Raw genomic sequence first — 16,434 nt, forward strand, 5'->3', positions numbered from 1 at the left:
CGCGCGCCCGATCTGGCGGGGCCTAGGAAGCGCGCCATGCATCTCGTCCGCATCGATACGGTCTCCCTCGACGAGGGCGAGGCGGCGGTGGATCTCGGGCAGGAGCCGGGCGACCTCGTCGTGCTCTCGTTCACCGACAGCGACCTCGCGGGCATCGGGCAGGCCCATGCCGGCGAGCCCGGGCTGCCGAGCCTGCGGCTCGCAAAGCTCGCCAAGCTCCGGCACCCGATGTCGGTGGATCTCTACGTCGAGCGCGTGGTCGCCCGCGCGAAGCTCGTCGTGATCCGCTGCCTCGGCGGGTTGGATTACTGGCGCTACGGCATCGAGCGCTGTGCCGCCGCGGCGCGGGCGCACGGTGTCGTGCTGGCGGTGCTGCCGGGCGACGACCGGCCGGACCCGCGCCTTGCCGGCTTCTCCACCGACCCGGATCTGGCCGAGCGGCTCGACCGCTATTTTCGCGCCGGCGGCCCGGAGAACCTGCGGCGGATGCTGCGCCTCCTGGCCGTCCGGGTCGGCGCGGGAGGCACGGTCGAGCCGCCTCAGCCGCTGCCGCGGGGGTTTCCCTGGTGCCCGGGCTGTGGCGCGCTGCCCCTGGGTGTCGCCGTCGCGGCGGCCGAGACCGCAGTGCCGCTGGCCGACATGCGGGCAACCAAGGCGCCCTTGGCCCTGCTCCTGGTCTACCGCTCCGCGGTGCTGGGCGGCGACACCGCGCCGTTCGTCACCCTGGTCGCGGCCCTGCGCGCCCGCGGGATCGGCGTCTTGGCGATGGCGGTGTCGAGCCTGAAGGAGCCGGAGGCGGCCCGGGCGGTGGCCGAGGCCGTGCGCGCCCGCAAACCGGATCTGGTGATCGCCGCCACCGCCTTCTCGGCGCGGGAGGACGGGATCGATTTCGTCCTCGACGGCGCCGATTGCCCGGTGCTTCAGGCCTACACGGTCGGCTCGCCCCAGGCGGCCTGGGAAGCCTCGGCGCGCGGCCTCGGGGCTGCGGACCTCGCGATGCAGGTCGCCCTGCCGGAATTCGATGGCCGACTCTCCGGCTTTCCGATCTCGTTCAAGGAAGAGGCCGCCGAGGTCGCCGGCTTCGCCGAGCGCCGGGCGGTTCCGTATCCGGCCGGCATCGAAGCCTTGGCCGAACGGGCGGCGGGTTGGCTGCGTCTCGCCGCCCTCCCCCGGGCCGAGCGGCGGGTGGCCGTCGTCCTGTCCGATTATCCCGCCCGTGGCGGCCGGGCCGGCTTCGCGGTCGGCCTCGACACGCCCGAAAGCGCCCGCGCGATTTTCTCTGATCTTGCCGGGTCGGGTTACGCGACCGGTTTGCCGCCCGAGCCGGCTGCACTGATGCAGGCGCTCACCGAGGGCGAGGCGGGCTTCGCGGTACCGCTGGGGGATTATGTCGCTTGGCTCGCCGGATTGCCGGCGGCGCAGCGTGAAGCGCTGACGGCTGCCTGGGGCGAGCCAGCGGACGACCCGACGTGCCGCGGTGGTCTTTTCCGGTTCCGGATGGTCACGGCGGATGCGGCTGCCCCTCCGCTCACCGCAGCCGACCGGATACGCGCGCGGCCGATCGCATCGCCGGTCCCCTCTCCCGTGCGGGAGGGGGAGCACGTCGCATGTTTCGCGGGCCGGGGTGCGAACACCGACGCCTTTGGGATGGCGGGCGGACACATCGCGCTCTTCCTCCAACCCGACCGCGGCCGCGACCCGGATCGGAAGACCGGCTACCACGATCCGGAGCGCGTCCCGACCCACGCCTACTTGGCGTTCCACCTCGGGCTCCGGCAGCGTTTCGACGCGCTGGTGCAGCTCGGAACCCATGGCACCACCGAGTGGCTGCCAGGCAAGGCGGTGGCGCTCTCGCCGGATTGCTTCCCAGCGCTCTGCGTCGGCGGATTGCCGGTCATCTACCCGTTCATCGTCGACGATCCGGGCGAGGCCGCGCCGCTCAAGCGCCGGTTGGGCGGGATCGCCCTCGGCCATCTCACCCCCGATACCGAGGTGCACGCCCTCTCGCCGGAGGCCGCGCGCCTGCGCGAGCTGGTGGAGGAGTATTCCGCCGCCAGCGTGCTCGATCCGCGCCGGGCCGGACTGATCGCCACCGCGATCCTTGACGATGCGGACGCCGCGGGGCTGCTGTCGGGCGCCGGGATCGGGCCGGACACGCCCATGGACGAGGCGCTCACCCGCCTCGACGCCCATCTCTGCGATCTTGGCGAGACGACGTTCCGCGACGGGCTTCACGTCTTCGGACGCGCCCCGGCCGATGCACGGGAGACGGTCCTGGCGAGCGCCGCCGGTGAGCGGGCTGGCCTTCTGGCGGCGCTGGACGGCCGCTTCGTGCCCCCGGGCCCCTCGGGCTCGCCGTCCCGCGGCCGTGCCGACGTGCTGCCCACCGGGCGCAACCTCGCGACCCTCGACCCGCGGGCGATCCCGAGCCGCGCCGCTGCGCTGCTGGGCGAGAAGGCCGCCGCCTCCGTGGTGACGCGCTACCTCCAGGACGAGGGCGAGTACCCGGCCCGGATCGTCATGGATCTCTGGGCGTCGCCGACCCTGCGCACCGGAGGCGAGGACGTCGCCCACGCCCTGGCGCTGATGGGCGTCCGGCCGGTCTGGGACCATGCCAGCACACGGGTCACCGGCTTCGAGGTGCTGCCGCTGGCGATGCTCGACCGGCCGCGCATCGACGTGACGGTCCGCGTCTCGGGCGCGTTCCGCGACACCTTCCCGGATACGCTGGCGCTGCTCGATCGCGCCGCCCGTGCGGTGGCCGAACGGGACGAGGAGGATTGTGAGAATCCCCTGGCCGGCGCGCGCCGCCGTGGTGAGACGACCGCCCGGGTCTACGGCGCGGCACCGGGTCGCTACGGCGCCGGCACGGCCGCCACCGCCCTCGACGCCGCCTGGGACGTCCGGGCCGATCTCGGACGGGCTTACCTCGCGGCCAGCAGCCACGCCTACGGCGACCGCGAGGGGCCGGACGCGGAGTTCGGCGCCCGGATCGCGGCGGCGGACGCCTATCTGCACGCCTTCGACGTGGCCGAGCGCGACCTGTTCGACGGCGATGCCGCGGTGGACGCCATGGGCGGGTTCGCGGCCGCCGCCACGCTCCAGGGCGCCAGCCCCACCTTGTACAGCCTCGACGTCTCTGTTCCCGACCGCCCAAAGGCCCGCACCGCCCGGGAGGATGCAGCCCGGCTGATCGGTGGCCGCCTGGCAGACGCCCGCTGGATCGCGGGCCAGCTCCGCCACGGTTACCGCGGCGCGCAGGAATTGGCCCAGGGCCTCGACGCCGTGTTCGTGCTGGCCGCAGCGAGCGACGCCGTGACCGATGCCGGCTTCGACCGCCTCTACGCGGCCTGGATTGCCGATGCCGACGTCTTCGACCGCCTGCGTGCCGCCAACCCAGCCGCGACCCGGGCGATCCTGGAGCGGTTCGACGAGGCCCGCGACCGTGGCCTGTGGCACAGCCGGCGCAACGCGCTGCCGGCCGACGCGCTGATGCCGGAGGCCGCCGAATGAGCGCCTCCACCCATCGCAGGGTTCTGCCCCAGGCGCCCGCGCGCCGGGGCTGGTGCCCGGGGCTCAGCCGCCCGATGCCCACCGGCGACGGCCTGCTCGCCCGGGTGCATCCACCCCTCGGGATCCTGACCCTGGCGCAAGCACACGCCGTAGCCGACGGCGCGCGTCGCTTCGGCAATGGCCATCTCGACCTCACCGCCCGCGCCAACCTCCAGATCCGCGGCGTGTCCGAGGCGACGCGCACGCCGCTCGCCCGGCTGCTGGAAACCGCCGGCCTCGGCGACGCGCGCAGCGATGGCGGTCCGCAGCGGCTGACGCTCACCAGCCCGCTCGCCGGCCGCGATACCGCGGAAACGTTCGATGTGCCGGCCCTTGCGCGTGCCGTGGAGGCGGCGGGACTCGCGGTGGCGGGGTTGCCGGCCAAGACGCTGGTGGTGGTCGAAGGGCGCCTGGGTGCGGAGGTGCCTGAGGGCGATGTCCGTATGTTCCCCTGTGCCGCCGGCGATGTCGGGATTGCGGTCGCCACGGAGCACGGTCTTCACGATCTCGTCGCCTGTACCCGGGAGGAGGCACCGGCGGCGGTCGCAGCGCTGCTGAACGCCTTCGCCCGGACCGGCCGGCGGCGGATGCGCGATCTGTCGCCCGATGAGTTCGGCGCGGTGGAGAATGCCGTTCGGCTCGCGATGCAGGTGCAAGTCCCCCCTCCCATGCGGGAGAGCGGGTGCGGTAGCGTCTTTCCGCAGGGAGCGCCTTTCTCGCCGCTGACAGGCGTCACATCTTTGGCGCCGGGCCAATCAATGCTCGCCGTGGATGCGCCGTTCGGTCGCTGCACAGCCGCTGCCCTCGACCACCTCGTGGACCTTGCCGCTCGCCTCGGCGCCGGGGAGATCCGCTTGTCCCCGGCTCGCGGCTTCGTGTTGCTGCCGCGTCAGGATCCGTCCGCCGCCGATCTCACCGCTCTGGCCCGAACCTTCATCATCGCCCCCGATGATCCGCGGCGCAGCGTCGCCGCCTGTACGGGCGCGCCGGCCTGCGCCTCCGGATCGACGCCGACGCTCGTGGATGCCGCGCTTCTCGCGACGATATTCGCGCCACTCGGCCTGGAGGGCCGCGTGGCCCACGTCTCCGGCTGTGCCAAGGGCTGCGCCCGGCCGGGCCCGGCCGACCTGACCCTGGTCGGCCGGGATGGGCTCTACGGCGCCGTCATCGGCGGCGCGCCGGGCGATGAGCCGGCGATGCACCTCCCTATCGAGGCGGTGATGGAGCGGTTAGGAAGGGCCAAGACCGTCGGGCTCGCCGCCGCCTTCGCGCCGGGGAACACCGTGACGGAATTTGGGAGGTACGAGAGACCGGCATGAGCGCGAGCCAGAACGCCCTGCGCCAGGCAGGTTCGGAGCCGGAGGCGGCCTCCCGGTACGACTATATCCGTGACGGTGCGGCGATCTACGCCCGCTCCTTCGCGATGATCCGGGCCGAGGCCGACCTCGCGCGCTGGTCGGGTGCGGCCGAGCGCGTCGTCGTCCGGATGATCCATGCCTGCGGCATGACCGACCTCCCGGTAGACGTGGAGATGTCGGATGGGTTCGCCGAGGCGGGGGTCGCGGCGCTCCAGGCCGGCGCCCCGATCCTGTGCGATGTCCGGATGGTCGCCGACGGCGTCACCCGGACGCGGCTGCCCGCCAAGAACGCGGTGATCTGCACGCTGGGCGATCCGCGCGTGCCGGACCTCGCCAAGAGCCTGGGCACCACCCGCTCGGCCGCCGCCATGGAACTGTGGCGGGAGCACCTGCCGGGCAGCATCGTCGCGGTCGGCAACGCCCCCACCGCCCTGTTCCGCCTGCTCGAACTGCTCGACGCCGGCGTGCCGCCCCCGGCCGCCGTGATCGGCATCCCGGTGGGCTTCGTCGGCGCGGCCGAATCGAAAGATGCCCTGGCCCGGGACGGCCGGGTGCCGTTCGTGGTTGTCCACGGCCGGCGCGGCGGCAGCGCGATGACCGCGGCGGCGGTCAACGCGCTCGCCAGCGAGGTCGAGTGATGGACGGGTTCGAGCGCGTCGAAGCCCCCGTCGAGGAGATCCCCGCGATGGCCGTGACCGGCACCCTCTACGGGGTCGGCATGGGCCCGGGCGACCCGGAACTGCTCACCGTGAAGGCGCAGCGCATTCTGATGCGCGCGCCGGTGCTGGTGCATTTCTGCAAGCGTGGCCGGCGCGGCAATGCCCGCACCATCGCGGACGCGATCCTGCGCGACCCCGCCCGCGAGATGCCCCTCGCCTACCCCTACACCACCGAGATCCACCCGGAGCACCCGGATTACGTGGCGGCGCTGGCCGCCTTCTACGACGACGCAGCCGGCCAGCTCGCCGACCATCTCGGCGCCGGGCGCGACGTCGCGATCCTGTCGGAGGGCGACCCGTTCTTCTACGGTTCGTTCATGCACCTGTGGCGGCGCCTCAAGGACCGCTTCCCCGTGGAGGTGGTGCCGGGCGTCACCGGCATGTCGGGCTGCTGGACCCGGGCCGGCACGCCGATCACCTGGGGCGACGACATCCTCACGGTCCTGCCGGCCACGCTGCCGCTGGACGCGCTCACCGAGCGCCTGCGCGGCACCGACGCCGCCGTATTGATGAAGCTCGGCCGGCACTTGCCGAAGGTGCGGGCTGCGCTCACCGCCGCAGGGCTGCTGAACCGGGCCGTCTATGTCGAGCGCGGCACCATGGCGGGCGAGCGCGTGGTGATGCTCGCCGACAAGGCCGACGACGAGGCGCCCTACTTCTCGATGGTCCTCCTGCCCGGCGAGGGGCGTCGGCCGTGAGCGGCAGCGTCACGGTGGTCGGCCTCGGCCCCGGGGATCCCGGGTTGCTGACCGAGTCCGCCCGCCGGGCCCTCGACGCCGCGCAGGATCTGATCGGCTACTTTCCCTACGTGGCGCGCGTGCCCGAGCGCCCGGACCTCATCCGTCACGCCAGCGACAACCGCGTCGAAGTGGACCGCGCCCGCCACGCCCTGCAGCTTGCCGCCTCCGGGAGGCGGGTGGCGGTGGTGTCCGGCGGCGATCCGGGCGTTTTTGCCATGGCCTCGGCCGTGTTCGAGGCGGTGGAGCACGGCGAGCCCGGATGGCGCGACCTGACCATCACGGTCGAGCCGGGGATCACCGCGATGCTGGCCGCCGCCGCCCGGCTCGGCGCGCCGCTGGGCGGCGATTTCTGCGCCCTGTCGCTTTCGGATAACCTGAAGCCCTGGCCGGTGGTGACCGCCCGGCTCGACGCGGTGCTGCGCGCCGACTTCGTGATCGCGCTCTACAACCCGATCTCGGCCGCCCGGCCCTGGCAGCTCGGCGCCGCCTTCGATCTCGCCGCCGGGATCCGGGCGCCCGAGACGCCGGTGATGTTCGCCCGCGCGATCAGCCGGCCGGACGAGGCGATCCGGGTCTCGACGCTGGCCGAAGCGCATGCCGTACCGGCCGACATGGCCACGATGGTGATCCTCGGCGCCTCCACCACGCGGCTGATCCCACGGTCCGGCGGCGTGCCGTTCGTCTACACGTCGCGCAAGGTCGCGGGCCCGGCATGAATGCCGGTCTCGAGCCAGCGCAGAGCGCCCGCGGCGTCGGGGACGCTCGGCACGTCCGGCTTCTCCGGCCGGCGCACCATCACCACCGGGATCGCGAGGCTGCGCGCCGCCGCGATCTTGCCGTAGGTCGCCGCACCGCCGGAATTCTTGCTGACCAGGATCTCGGTGCCGGTGGCGTGCATCAGCGCGGCCTCGGCCGTCGCGTCGAACGGGCCCCGCGCCTCGATGGCCGTGAGGTCCGGCACGGGCAGAGCCGACCCGAGCGGCTCGACGCTCCGGGCCAGATAACTGTGCTGCGGCGCCACCGCGAAGGCGCCGGCCTCCTGACGGCCGATCGTCAGGAACACGCGCCGGGGCGCCGGCCCGAGGGCCGCGACCGCCTGTTCCATGGTCGCCACCTCGGTCCAGAGGTCGCCCGCCTCGCGGCGCCAGCCCGGCCGGCGGATCGCCAGCAGCGGCACCCCTGCGACCTCCGCGGCGGCGGCGGCGTTGGCCGAGATGGTCGCCGCGAACGGGTGCGTCGCGTCGATCAGGCGATCGATAGCCCCCGCGCGCAGATAATCGGCGAGGCCCACGGCGCCACCGAACCCGCCGATCCGGGTCGGCACCGGCTCGGCCTTCGGGGCCGCGGTCCGGCCGGCCAGCGACAGCGTTACGGCGTACGCGTTCCGGTCGGCCAGCGCCCGGGCCAAGGCGCTCGCCTCGCCGGTGCCGCCGAGGATCAGGATTCGCATCGCACCGCGGTTCATGGGGGTCTTGTCCATGAGCGCTGATGCCCTGTCGAGCCACCGCTGGCTATCGATCGTCGGCATCGGCGAGGATGGACGCTCGGGCCTCGCGCCAGCGGCTGCCGCGGCGCTCGATGCCGCGCAGGTCGTGTATGGCGGGCGGCGCCACCTCGCCCTGGCCGCCCCCCTCGACGCCGAGACCCGGACCTGGCCGAGCCCGATCCACGACGCCTATCCGGAGATCCTGGCCCGGCGTGGACGGCCGACCTGCATCCTCGCGACCGGCGACCCGTTCCACTACGGCATCGGCGCCGAGATTGCCCAGCTGGTGCCACCCACCGAAATCCGCGCCTTCCCGCAGCCCTCCGCCTTCAGTCTCGCCTGCGCGCGGCTCGGCTGGCCGCTGGCCGAATGTGGTCTCGTCACCCTGCACGGGCGGGCTCTGGCGCGGATAGTGCCCCACATCCAGCCAGGGGCCCGGCTCCTGGTCTTGTCCTGGGACGGCACCACACCGTCGGCGCTGGCGGGGCTGCTCACCGAGCGCGGCTTCGGCGCCTCGACCATGACGGTGCTGGAGGCGATGGGCGGCCCGCGCGAGCGGGTCCGCGAGGGCCGGGCCGATGGCTTCGACCTCGGTACGATCGACCCGCTCAACACCGTGGCCATCGCGGTGGCAGGCGCAGGACAGGCCCTACCGCTGGCGCCCGGCCTCGACGACGGGCTGTTCGAGAATGACGGGCAGCTGACCAAGGCCGAGATCCGCGCCCTGACGCTGGCGGCTCTGCAGCCGCATCCGGGCCAGCATCTCTGGGATGTCGGGGCCGGGGCGGGATCCATCGCGATCGAGTGGATGCTGCGCCATCCGAGCCTGCGCGCCACCGCCATCGAGGCTCGGCCGGACCGGGCCGAGCGGATCCTCCGGAATGCTCAGGCCCTCGGGGTTCCGGACCTGTCGGTGGTCACAGGCGCAGCCCCGGCAGCCCTAGCCCGTTTAGCCGCCCCGGACGCGGTCTTTATCGGCGGCGGCGTTTCCGAGGCGGGGGTTCTGGCGGATACGCTCGGTTCCCTCCGGCCGGGCGGGCGCTGCGTGGCCAACGCGGTCACGATCCAGGGCGAGGCGGCGCTGCTCGCGGCCTTCGCCCAACATGGCGGAAGCCTGCGGCGCTTCGCGGTCGATCGGGCGAGCCCGGTGGGGGGGATGCACGGCTGGCGTCCCGCGATGCCGGTGACCCAATGGGCCTGGACCAAGCCATGACCGACCCGCTCGTAGCCGGGATCGGGTTCCGGCGCGGCACCGGCGCCGACGAGATCGCCGCGCTCATCGCCCGCGCCCTCGGTGCCGTCGGTGCCGCCCGGACCGATCTGACGGCCATCGCTACGGCGTCAGACAGGGCCGCGGAACCGTCTATCTGCGCGGCGGCAGCGGCGTTCGGTCTTTCGCCCTGGCCGGTCGAACCGGCAGCCCTGGAAGCCTGCGACCCAAAAGTCGTCACGCGCTCGGCCCGGATCGAGCGCCTGCGCGGCGTCGGCTCGCTGGCCGAGGCGGCCGCCCTGGCGGCGGCGGGTTCCGAGAGCCGCCTCGCCCTTCCCCGCATCGCCAGCGCCGGCGCAACCTGCGCCCTCGCGATCCCGCACCAGACCGCTCGGCACCCATGACCGTCCACTTCATCGGCGCCGGACCCGGCGCTGCCGACCTGATCACTGTGCGCGGGCGCGACCGTATCGCCGCCTGCCCGGTCTGCCTCTACGCCGGATCGCTGGTGGCGCCCGAGATTTTGGGCTGGTGCCCGCCAGGCGCCCGCATCGTCGACACCGCACCCCTCGATCTCGACGCGATCATGGCTGAGATCGAGACCGCGAATGCGGGCGGGCGCGACGTGGCGCGGCTGCATTCGGGCGATCTGTCGATCTGGAGCGCGCTCGCCGAGCAGATGCGCCGGCTCGACCGGCTCGGCATCGCCTACACGGTGACGCCGGGCGTCCCGGCCTTCGCGGCCGCCGCCGCGATGCTGCGCCGGGAGCTGACGGTGCCGGGCGTATCGCAATCCGTCGTGCTGACCCGCACCTCGGGCCGGGCGAGCGCTATGCCGGAGCGCGAGACGCTTGCCGCCTTCGCGGCGACCGGGGCGACGCTGGCGGTGCATCTCTCGATCCATGTGATCGAGAAGGTCGCGGCCGAGCTGATCCCATTCTACGGCGCGTCCTGCCCGGCGGCGGTGGTGTTCCGCGCCTCGTGGCCGGATGAGCGGGCGCTGACCGGCGACCTCGCCGGGCTCCCCGCCCTCGTGGCGGAGGCCGGTCTCGAACGCACCGCCCTGATCCTCGTCGGGCCGGCGCTCGGCGCAACCGACTTCCGGGAAAGCGCGCTCTACGCCCCCGATTACGACCGGCGCTACAGGCCGGGCGGGACCGTGGGGGGCGCGGTATGAGCGCCCCCGGCCTGCTGGTGGCCGCCCCGCGCTCGAGCTCGGGCAAGACCACCGTCACCCTCGCGCTGATGCGCGCGCTGACCCGGCGGGGCCTGCGTGTCCGCGGTGCCAAATGCGGGCCGGACTACATCGATCCCGCCTTCCACCGGGCGGCGACCGGCCAGCCGAGCTTCAACCTCGACAGCTTCGCCATGGCGCCCGGGCTCCTCGACGCGCTGGCGGGCGAGACGGCCGCGCGGGCCGATATCGTGGTCGCCGAGGGCTCCATGGGCCTGTTCGATGGGGTCCGGGCCGCGGAGAACCGGACCGGGGCAAACGCCGACATCGCAGCCCGCTTCGGCTGGCCGGTGGTACTGGTGATCGACGTGTCCGGCGCGGCGCAATCGGCCGCCGCCGTGGCGCTCGGCTGCACGCTCTACGACCCGCGAATCCGTATAGCCGGGGTGATCCTCAACAAGGTTGCGAGCGCCCGCCACCGCCGGCTCGTGGAGGCCGGCCTGGAGCGCGTCGGGCTTCCGGTGCTCGGCGCCCTGATGCGCGATACCGAGCTGGTCCTGCCCGAGCGGCACCTCGGCCTCGTCCAGGCGGGCGAGACCGCCGACCTGGAGGCGCGGCTCGACCGGCTCGCCGACCTGGCCGAGGCGGGTATCGACCTCGATGCCGTGATCGCCTGCGCCGGCGGCAGAGCTCCGTCGTCGGTGGGCGTGCTGCCGCGACCGCCCGGGCAACGGATCGCGGTGGCCCGGGACGCGGCGTTCAGCTTCCTTTACCCGCATCTCGAAGCCGGATGGCAGCTGGCCGGGGCCGAGATCGTCCCGTTCTCACCCCTCGCCGACGAAGCGCCGCCGGAAGCGTGCGACGCCTGCTGGCTGCCCGGCGGGTATCCGGAATTGCATGCCGGGCAACTCGCTGCCGCGACCCGCTTCCTCGACGGCCTGCGCGCCTTCGCGGCGACACGGCCGGTCCACGGGGAGTGCGGCGGCTACATGGTCCTGGGTCGGACGCTCGAGGATGCGGATGGCAACACCCACGCCATGGCGGGGCTGCTGCCGGTCGCCACCTCGTACCGCAAGCGCAAGCTGCATCTCGGCTATCGTGTCGCCCGCCTCAGCAGCGACGGTCCGCTGGGCCACCGCGGCGCCCGGATCGTGGGCCACGAGTTCCACTATGCCAGCGAGCTGTCACCCTCCGCCGCGGAGGCGGACGCCCTTGCCCGCGTCACCGATGCGGAAGGCACGGATCAAGGCTTGGCCGGGCACCGGGTGGGCCTGGTGGGCGGAAGCTTCTTCCACCTCATCGCGGCCGAGGAGCTTTAAGAGGCACTCAGCGTGCGGGATCGTCGCGGCCGAAACGCGATCGATTTGATTGCGTGATGTGTACGGGACCGCCCCGGTCGAAACCGTTCAGACCGGATCGGCTGCGGGCGGTGCGGTGCGGGCCTGCGCCAGCCGCGCGGCGCTCCGGACCAGCGCGAGGACGTCGCGGCGCATCTGCTCGTCCTCGATCAGCGCGTAGGCGCGCAGCAACTCGATCGCCCCGTGGGCGCTGAGGAAGCCGAACACGTCCTCCTGGGCGTTCTCGCGGGGCTCGCTCTCTTCGAAAAACGCCGACACCGGCACCTCGAGCAGGCGCGCGATCTCGCGCAGCCGGCCCGCACCGACCCGGTTCTGGCCCTTCTCGTATTTCTGAACCTGCTGGAACGTGACGCCGACGGCGTTGCCGAGCGCGGTCTGGCTGAGGCCGCGGGCCTTCCGCAGCGCGGTGATGCGAATACCGACCAGACGATCGACGTCGGTGGTCTGCTTCGGCATGATCTGACTGGTCACGTCCTTGTCCGCGCTTTGAACAGCGTCCCCTTGCGGATCCGGTGTTCTCGCCTCGCCATCGCGCCGCTTCACCGTCCGACCCTCAATCTCATAACGCGCCTATACCTAACGTGCGGTGCCGCACGCTAGAGCAGCAACCGAATGCATTGCAAACGGTACCGGCTCTAAGCCCTTATTGTCACTTGCTCCCGTGCGCCGAACAAATTTTCGCGTCGATTGCGAGCGGTATAGCAATCGGATGACACCCCGACTGCGACACAATATGGACCGTCCCGCAATTGGACACGAAGTTGTTAAGCTCCGCAAGTCTAAGCATACATCTTGTGGTTTAACCTGGCGTATCTTCGAAACATTGTTGCTGAAATGTCGATCGGATAAGTCTGCGCAGAGCTTCGCGCGCGCCCCGTCGCCGCAGCAGGGCTCGCCCGGACCGGCTTCGGGGCCTAAATTGAGCCTCTCAACGGAGAACAGCATGTTTATCGCGATGAATCGCTTCAAGGTCGTTAAGGATGCGATCGAGGACTTCGAGGCCGTCTGGCTCGGGCGCGACAGCCATCTCGGCGAGATGGATGGCTTCGTCGAATTCCACCTGTTGCGTGGGCCGGAGCAGGAGGATCATGTCCTCTACGCCTCGCACACCGTCTGGCGCTCGCGCGCCGAATTCGAGGCCTGGACGCGCTCCGAGCAGTTCCGCAAGGCGCACAGCCGGGCCCCTTCGACCAAGCCGCTGTATCTCGGACACCCGCAATTCGAGGGCTTCGAGATGGTGCAGACCGTCGGCGGCGCCGAGACCGCGAAGCAGGCCGCTACCGCCTGACGTTGCAGTTACTGCCTTCATGACCCGCCGCCGGACCGAAATGTGGTCTGGCGGCGTGACGACGTAAGGTTGGGCGACCCCGTCGACGGCCGCGCGCAGGAACCGCGCCGCCCCTGTGTCCGGGATACCGCGAGACTCGGCCAAGCTTCTTGGTCCGCCAGAATTCAACCCTTCAGCAACGTCCCGGCATTACCACGCAACTGCTGGTATCAAGCCGTCGAACGGTCACGCACTGCATGTCTCCGTATTCTGGTGACTCAGCATTTACCATGTATTGCCGACCGGCAGACGTTCGCTTACATGGGCAGCCACCCCGAAGCGGCCGGACTACCGGATTTCGCGGCTCACCCCTTGCTCCGTCATCGGCAGATGCCGGCGCTGAAATCTTTCGTGTTTCAGACCGGTACAAAGTCCGATCAAACCGGGACGCGGCGGGCAACATGTTTCACGAGCGGGTTCCGGAGACGTTCCAGCCCCTTCCGACTTCGGCCGAACGCCGTCGCAGCGTGTGGTCGGCGCTCCTGCCGCGCCGCGGTCGGGCGTTTGCGCGAATCGTGATGTCGTCGTCGCTGGCCGCAGCCGAGATCGGGGCGATCGTCGCCGTCATCCTGGCCGTCGAGTTCGGCTACCAGATCGCCTTCGAGGGCGACAGCGTGTGGGTGACCGCCTTCCGGGGCCTGCGCCTGGCCGCGCTGCTCAGCGCGATCATCGTCTCGTCGAACATCCTGCGCGAGGATTACAGCCTCGACGGCATCATGGCGCAGAAGCTGAACGTCCAGCGCATAGCCTCGCTCTGGCTGGTCGCCTGGGCGGCGGTGCTTGTGGTCGGCTTCCTCACCAAGACGACCAACGATTACTCGCGCATCGTCTCGATCACGGCGTTCCTGCTCGGCCTGCCGGCTCTCCTCCTGACCCGCACCGTGGCGACCCGCCTGGTGCGCCGGAGCCTGACGGCGGGATCGGCCTCGGCCAGCCGCGTCCACCTGGTGGGGTACGAGGAAGACATCGCCCGGTTCTACGCCAGCCACGAGGCCGAGCAGCTCGGGTCCCGGATCGTCGGCACCAGTTACCTGCGCCGGGTCGATCCGGGCGCCGACACCGTGTCGCGGCACGATCAGCTCCAGGAGGATCTCGACCTCGCCGTGTCGGTGGTCCGGTTCCTGCGCCCGGACGACGTGTTCGTGCTGGTGCCGTGGACCGACACAGCCGAGGTCGAGCGCTGCATCGACGCGTTCCTGCGGGTACCGTCGGCCCTGCACCTGCGGCCCGGCAGCGTCCTCGACCGGTTCCCCGACATGCAGGTCGCCCGGGTCGGCGGCGTCTCCGGCATCAATATCGGACGCCGGCCGCTCAACGTGACCGAGATCCTGCTCAAGCGCGCCCTCGACCTCACGGTGGCGGCGATCGCCCTGGTGTCGCTGTCGCCGCTGCTCGCGGCCATCGCCGTGGCGATCAAGCTCGACAGCCCGGGTCCGGTCTTCTTCCGCCAGAAGCGCTACGGCTTCAACCAGCAGCCCTTCGGCGTGTTCAAGTTCCGGTCGATGAGAGCGGACGCCAACGCGGTGTTCAAGCAGGCGACCCGCAACGACAGCCGCATCACGCAGGTCGGCGCGATCCTGCGGCGGACCAATCTCGACGAGCTGCCGCAGCTCCTGAACGTCCTCAAGGGTGAGATGTCGCTGGTCGGCCCGCGCCCCCACGCCCTGGCGCATGACCGCAGCTTCGAGCGGCGGATCGCGCTCTACGCCCGGCGGCACAACGTGCGCCCCGGCATCACCGGCTGGGCCCAGGTCAACGGCTATCGCGGCGAGACCCTGACCGACCTCGACATGGAACGTCGCGTCGCCTGCGACCTGCACTACATCGACAACTGGTCGATCTGGTTCGATCTCCAGATCATGGTCCAGACCATCGTCTCGCGGCGGGCCTACAAGAACGCGCGCTGAACGACCCGGGACGCGCCTCAGGTTTCCTGAGCACGCTCCCGGCAGGCCCCGCAATCACCCTCGACTTCCAGGATGCTGTGGGCCGGCGTGAAGCCCGCCCGCTTCAAGGTGCGGCCGAGGCCGTCTTCCAGTTCCTCGGACGAGGCCTCGTCGACGCCGCCGCAGGTGCGGCAGATCAGGAACACGACCCCCTCCCCCGGGGCATGCCCGTGGGCGCAGGGGATGAACGCGTTGCGGCTTGCGATCCGGTGGACCAGGCCCTGCTGCATGAGGAAGTCCAGGGCGCGGTAGACCGAGACCGGCGCCACGCGCTTGCCCGGCGCACTGAGCTTCTCGGCGATGTCGTAGGCGCCCTGGGCTTTCCCGGCCTCCGCCACCGCTTCCATCACCTCACGGCGCAGCGGCGTGAATTGCAGCCCGCGCTCGCGACAGACGGCTTCCGCCCGCGCGAGCATGTCGCCGACGCCCGCCTGGCACGCGTCGTGACCCTCGTGACGGTGCATGATCGCTCCAACCCCGAAACCGCCAGTTGTCCGGCGGGTTTGTTACAGTGTATCACCGCGGCCCCGGAACGCACCAGTAGCCCGACCGGTCCCCGCGCCGGCCCGAGCGCGCGACGAGGACGTCTTGCCCCCGATTTCCAGCCCACGCCAAGCGGCTCCGCGATCCCTGTTCCGCAGCGGCATCGGCCCACGCCTCGCCCTGGCGGTGACGCTGTCGGTCGTGGTCTGGCTGGCGATCGCCTGGGCGCTGGCCGCATGAGCGACCGTCCCGCCATGCAGGATGCGATCCGGCTGGTCGGCCTGACCCTCGGCTACGATCGGCATCCGGCAATCCACCACCTGTCGGGGACCCTGCGCGCCGGCGACCTGCTGGCGCTGGTCGGGCCGAACGGCGCCGGCAAGTCGACCCTGCTCAAGGGCATGGCCGGCGAGATCCGCTGCCTCGAAGGGTATATCGAGCGCTCGGGCGCCCTCGCCTACCTGCCCCAGGCCGACGAGATCGACCGGAGCTTTCCGCTGAGCGTGATGGACCTCGCCGGCATGGGCCTGTGGCGGAAGGCCGGATCCTGGCGCAGCCTGGGCCGGCGTCGGCCGGAGATCGCGGCGGCCCTCGAGGCGGTCGGGCTCGGCGGCTTCGAGGCGCGCCCGATCAGCACCCTCTCGGGCGGGCAGTTCCGGCGGGCCCTGTTCGCCCGCCTGATCCTGCAGGATTGCCCGGTGATGCTCCTCGACGAGCCGTTCACCGGGATCGACAACCGCACCGTGGACGACCTGCTGGCGCTGATCCGGCTCTGGCACGGCCAGGGCCGTACCGTCGTCGCCGCTCTGCACGACCTGTCCCAGGTGCGCGAGCATTTCCCGACCACGCTCCTGCTGGCCCGGGAAGCCGTGGCCTGGGGGCCGACCGCCCGAGTCCTGACGCCGGAGAACCTGGCGCGTGCGCGCAACCTCTCCGAAGCCTGGGATGAGGACGCGCCGGTCTGCATCGGGCCCCGGACAGCCGACGCGCGCGGGCATGATCACGGGTCGCACGGCCCGGACGCCCACGATCATCATCACGAGGACGCGGCGTGATCGATCCGTTCGGGCCGCTTCTGGCG

16 protein-coding genes are annotated in these 16,434 nt (G+C 71.8%); 13 read left to right on the forward strand and 3 right to left on the reverse strand.

All coding sequences use genetic code 11. The features are described from left to right. Positions 1-36 precede the first annotated feature (36 nt). The 5 genes from cobN to cobJ are packed head-to-tail and all read left to right on the forward strand — an operon-like array spanning position 37 to position 7,085. Positions 37-3,513, forward strand: a complete 3,477-nt coding sequence (gene cobN / locus FV242_RS08770) for a cobaltochelatase subunit CobN (RefSeq protein ID WP_147938659.1) — start codon at positions 37-39, stop codon at positions 3,511-3,513. Beyond that, positions 3,510-4,871 carry a precorrin-3B synthase gene (cobG, locus tag FV242_RS08775; RefSeq protein ID WP_147938660.1) on the forward strand — a complete coding sequence of 454 codons (1,362 nt, stop codon included), beginning with the start codon at positions 3,510-3,512 and terminating at the stop codon, positions 4,869-4,871. The genes cobN and cobG overlap by 4 nt, the downstream gene beginning before the upstream one ends. Beyond that, positions 4,868-5,548, forward strand: a complete 681-nt coding sequence (locus tag FV242_RS08780; protein ID WP_147905849.1) for a precorrin-8X methylmutase — start codon at positions 4,868-4,870, stop codon at positions 5,546-5,548. The genes cobG and FV242_RS08780 overlap by 4 nt, the downstream gene beginning before the upstream one ends. Further along, a complete protein-coding gene (locus FV242_RS08785) occupies positions 5,548-6,327 on the forward strand; it encodes a precorrin-2 C(20)-methyltransferase (RefSeq protein ID WP_147938661.1) in 780 nt (259 codons plus the stop codon). Before FV242_RS08780 ends, FV242_RS08785 begins: the two co-directional genes overlap by 1 nt. Continuing rightward, complete coding sequence (cobJ, locus tag FV242_RS08790; protein ID WP_147905851.1) at positions 6,324-7,085, forward strand: precorrin-3B C(17)-methyltransferase; 762 nt, start codon at positions 6,324-6,326, stop codon at positions 7,083-7,085. The genes FV242_RS08785 and cobJ overlap by 4 nt, the downstream gene beginning before the upstream one ends. Here the strand turns inward: cobJ and FV242_RS08795 are convergent. Then, the gene (locus FV242_RS08795) at positions 7,052-7,849 is read right to left on the reverse strand and encodes a cobalt-precorrin-6A reductase (protein WP_246692646.1); all 798 of its coding nucleotides are present in this window, start codon (positions 7,847-7,849) and stop codon (positions 7,052-7,054) included. The genes cobJ and FV242_RS08795 overlap by 34 nt on opposite strands. Here FV242_RS08795 and cbiE point away from each other — a divergent pair. The 4 genes from cbiE to FV242_RS08815 are packed head-to-tail and all read left to right on the forward strand — an operon-like array spanning position 7,848 to position 11,558. Next, positions 7,848-9,068 carry a precorrin-6y C5,15-methyltransferase (decarboxylating) subunit CbiE gene (gene cbiE, locus FV242_RS08800; RefSeq protein WP_147938662.1) on the forward strand — a complete coding sequence of 407 codons (1,221 nt, stop codon included), beginning with the start codon at positions 7,848-7,850 and terminating at the stop codon, positions 9,066-9,068. The two genes, FV242_RS08795 and cbiE, sit on opposite strands and share 2 nt — an antisense overlap. Continuing rightward, a complete protein-coding gene (locus FV242_RS08805; protein WP_246692203.1) occupies positions 9,065-9,469 on the forward strand; it encodes a cobalamin biosynthesis protein in 405 nt (134 codons plus the stop codon). The genes cbiE and FV242_RS08805 overlap by 4 nt, the downstream gene beginning before the upstream one ends. Further along, positions 9,466-10,242, forward strand: coding sequence for a precorrin-4 C(11)-methyltransferase (gene cobM, locus FV242_RS08810; RefSeq protein WP_147938663.1), 777 nt, complete (start codon positions 9,466-9,468; stop codon positions 10,240-10,242). Before FV242_RS08805 ends, cobM begins: the two co-directional genes overlap by 4 nt. Beyond that, a complete protein-coding gene (locus FV242_RS08815; protein ID WP_147938664.1) occupies positions 10,239-11,558 on the forward strand; it encodes a cobyrinate a,c-diamide synthase in 1,320 nt (439 codons plus the stop codon). The genes cobM and FV242_RS08815 overlap by 4 nt, the downstream gene beginning before the upstream one ends. Positions 11,559-11,645: 87 nt before the next feature. Here the strand turns inward: FV242_RS08815 and FV242_RS08820 are convergent, their stop codons facing one another. Continuing rightward, positions 11,646-12,056, reverse strand: a complete 411-nt coding sequence (locus FV242_RS08820; protein WP_147905999.1) for a helix-turn-helix domain-containing protein — start codon at positions 12,054-12,056, stop codon at positions 11,646-11,648. A 484-nt stretch (positions 12,057-12,540) separates the two neighbouring features. Here FV242_RS08820 and FV242_RS08825 point away from each other — a divergent pair, with 484 nt between their 5' ends. Continuing rightward, positions 12,541-12,885 carry an antibiotic biosynthesis monooxygenase gene (locus tag FV242_RS08825; protein ID WP_147938665.1) on the forward strand — a complete coding sequence of 115 codons (345 nt, stop codon included), beginning with the start codon at positions 12,541-12,543 and terminating at the stop codon, positions 12,883-12,885. A gap of 440 nt (positions 12,886-13,325) precedes the next feature. Next, a complete protein-coding gene (locus FV242_RS08830; RefSeq protein WP_147905857.1) occupies positions 13,326-14,831 on the forward strand; it encodes an undecaprenyl-phosphate glucose phosphotransferase in 1,506 nt (501 codons plus the stop codon). Between the two features lie 17 nt (positions 14,832-14,848). On the opposite strand, the gene FV242_RS08835 is transcribed toward FV242_RS08830, so the two are convergent. Then, positions 14,849-15,334 (reverse strand): transcriptional repressor, encoded by a 486-nt coding sequence (locus FV242_RS08835; RefSeq protein WP_147905858.1) that lies wholly within the window; start codon positions 15,332-15,334, stop codon positions 14,849-14,851. A gap of 124 nt (positions 15,335-15,458) precedes the next feature. On the opposite strand from FV242_RS08835, the gene FV242_RS36060 reads away from it, so the two are divergent. Both FV242_RS36060 and FV242_RS08840 read left to right on the forward strand, forming a co-directional pair. Beyond that, a complete protein-coding gene (locus tag FV242_RS36060) occupies positions 15,459-15,593 on the forward strand; it encodes a hypothetical protein (protein ID WP_281407053.1) in 135 nt (44 codons plus the stop codon). Next, positions 15,590-16,408, forward strand: a complete 819-nt coding sequence (locus tag FV242_RS08840; protein ID WP_147938666.1) for a metal ABC transporter ATP-binding protein — start codon at positions 15,590-15,592, stop codon at positions 16,406-16,408. The genes FV242_RS36060 and FV242_RS08840 overlap by 4 nt, the downstream gene beginning before the upstream one ends. Positions 16,409-16,434: the final 26 nt, after the last annotated feature.

Origin of the sequence: Methylobacterium sp. WL64 (assembly GCF_008039945.1) — a bacterium.
Classification (GTDB): Bacteria; Pseudomonadota; Alphaproteobacteria; order Rhizobiales; family Beijerinckiaceae; genus Methylobacterium.

Bases quoted from the DNA above. Each gene is read 5' to 3' on its own strand.
- cobN (WP_147938659.1), top strand. From the start codon at position 37: ATGCATCTCGTCCGCATCGATACGGTCTCCCTCGACGAGGGCGAGGCG.
- cobG (WP_147938660.1), top strand. From the start codon at position 3,510: ATGAGCGCCTCCACCCATCGCAGGGTTCTGCCCCAGGCGCCCGCGCGC.
- FV242_RS08780 (WP_147905849.1), top strand. From the start codon at position 4,868: ATGAGCGCGAGCCAGAACGCCCTGCGCCAGGCAGGTTCGGAGCCGGAG.
- FV242_RS08785 (WP_147938661.1), top strand. From the start codon at position 5,548: ATGGACGGGTTCGAGCGCGTCGAAGCCCCCGTCGAGGAGATCCCCGCG.
- cbiE (WP_147938662.1), top strand. From the start codon at position 7,848: ATGAGCGCTGATGCCCTGTCGAGCCACCGCTGGCTATCGATCGTCGGC.
- FV242_RS08795 (WP_246692646.1), bottom strand. From the start codon at position 7,849: ATGGACAAGACCCCCATGAACCGCGGTGCGATGCGAATCCTGATCCTC.
- FV242_RS08805 (WP_246692203.1), top strand. From the start codon at position 9,065: ATGACCGACCCGCTCGTAGCCGGGATCGGGTTCCGGCGCGGCACCGGC.
- cobM (WP_147938663.1), top strand. From the start codon at position 9,466: ATGACCGTCCACTTCATCGGCGCCGGACCCGGCGCTGCCGACCTGATC.
- FV242_RS08815 (WP_147938664.1), top strand. From the start codon at position 10,239: ATGAGCGCCCCCGGCCTGCTGGTGGCCGCCCCGCGCTCGAGCTCGGGC.
- FV242_RS08825 (WP_147938665.1), top strand. From the start codon at position 12,541: ATGTTTATCGCGATGAATCGCTTCAAGGTCGTTAAGGATGCGATCGAG.
- FV242_RS08830 (WP_147905857.1), top strand. From the start codon at position 13,326: ATGTTTCACGAGCGGGTTCCGGAGACGTTCCAGCCCCTTCCGACTTCG.
- FV242_RS08835 (WP_147905858.1), bottom strand. From the start codon at position 15,334: ATGCACCGTCACGAGGGTCACGACGCGTGCCAGGCGGGCGTCGGCGAC.
- FV242_RS08840 (WP_147938666.1), top strand. From the start codon at position 15,590: ATGAGCGACCGTCCCGCCATGCAGGATGCGATCCGGCTGGTCGGCCTG.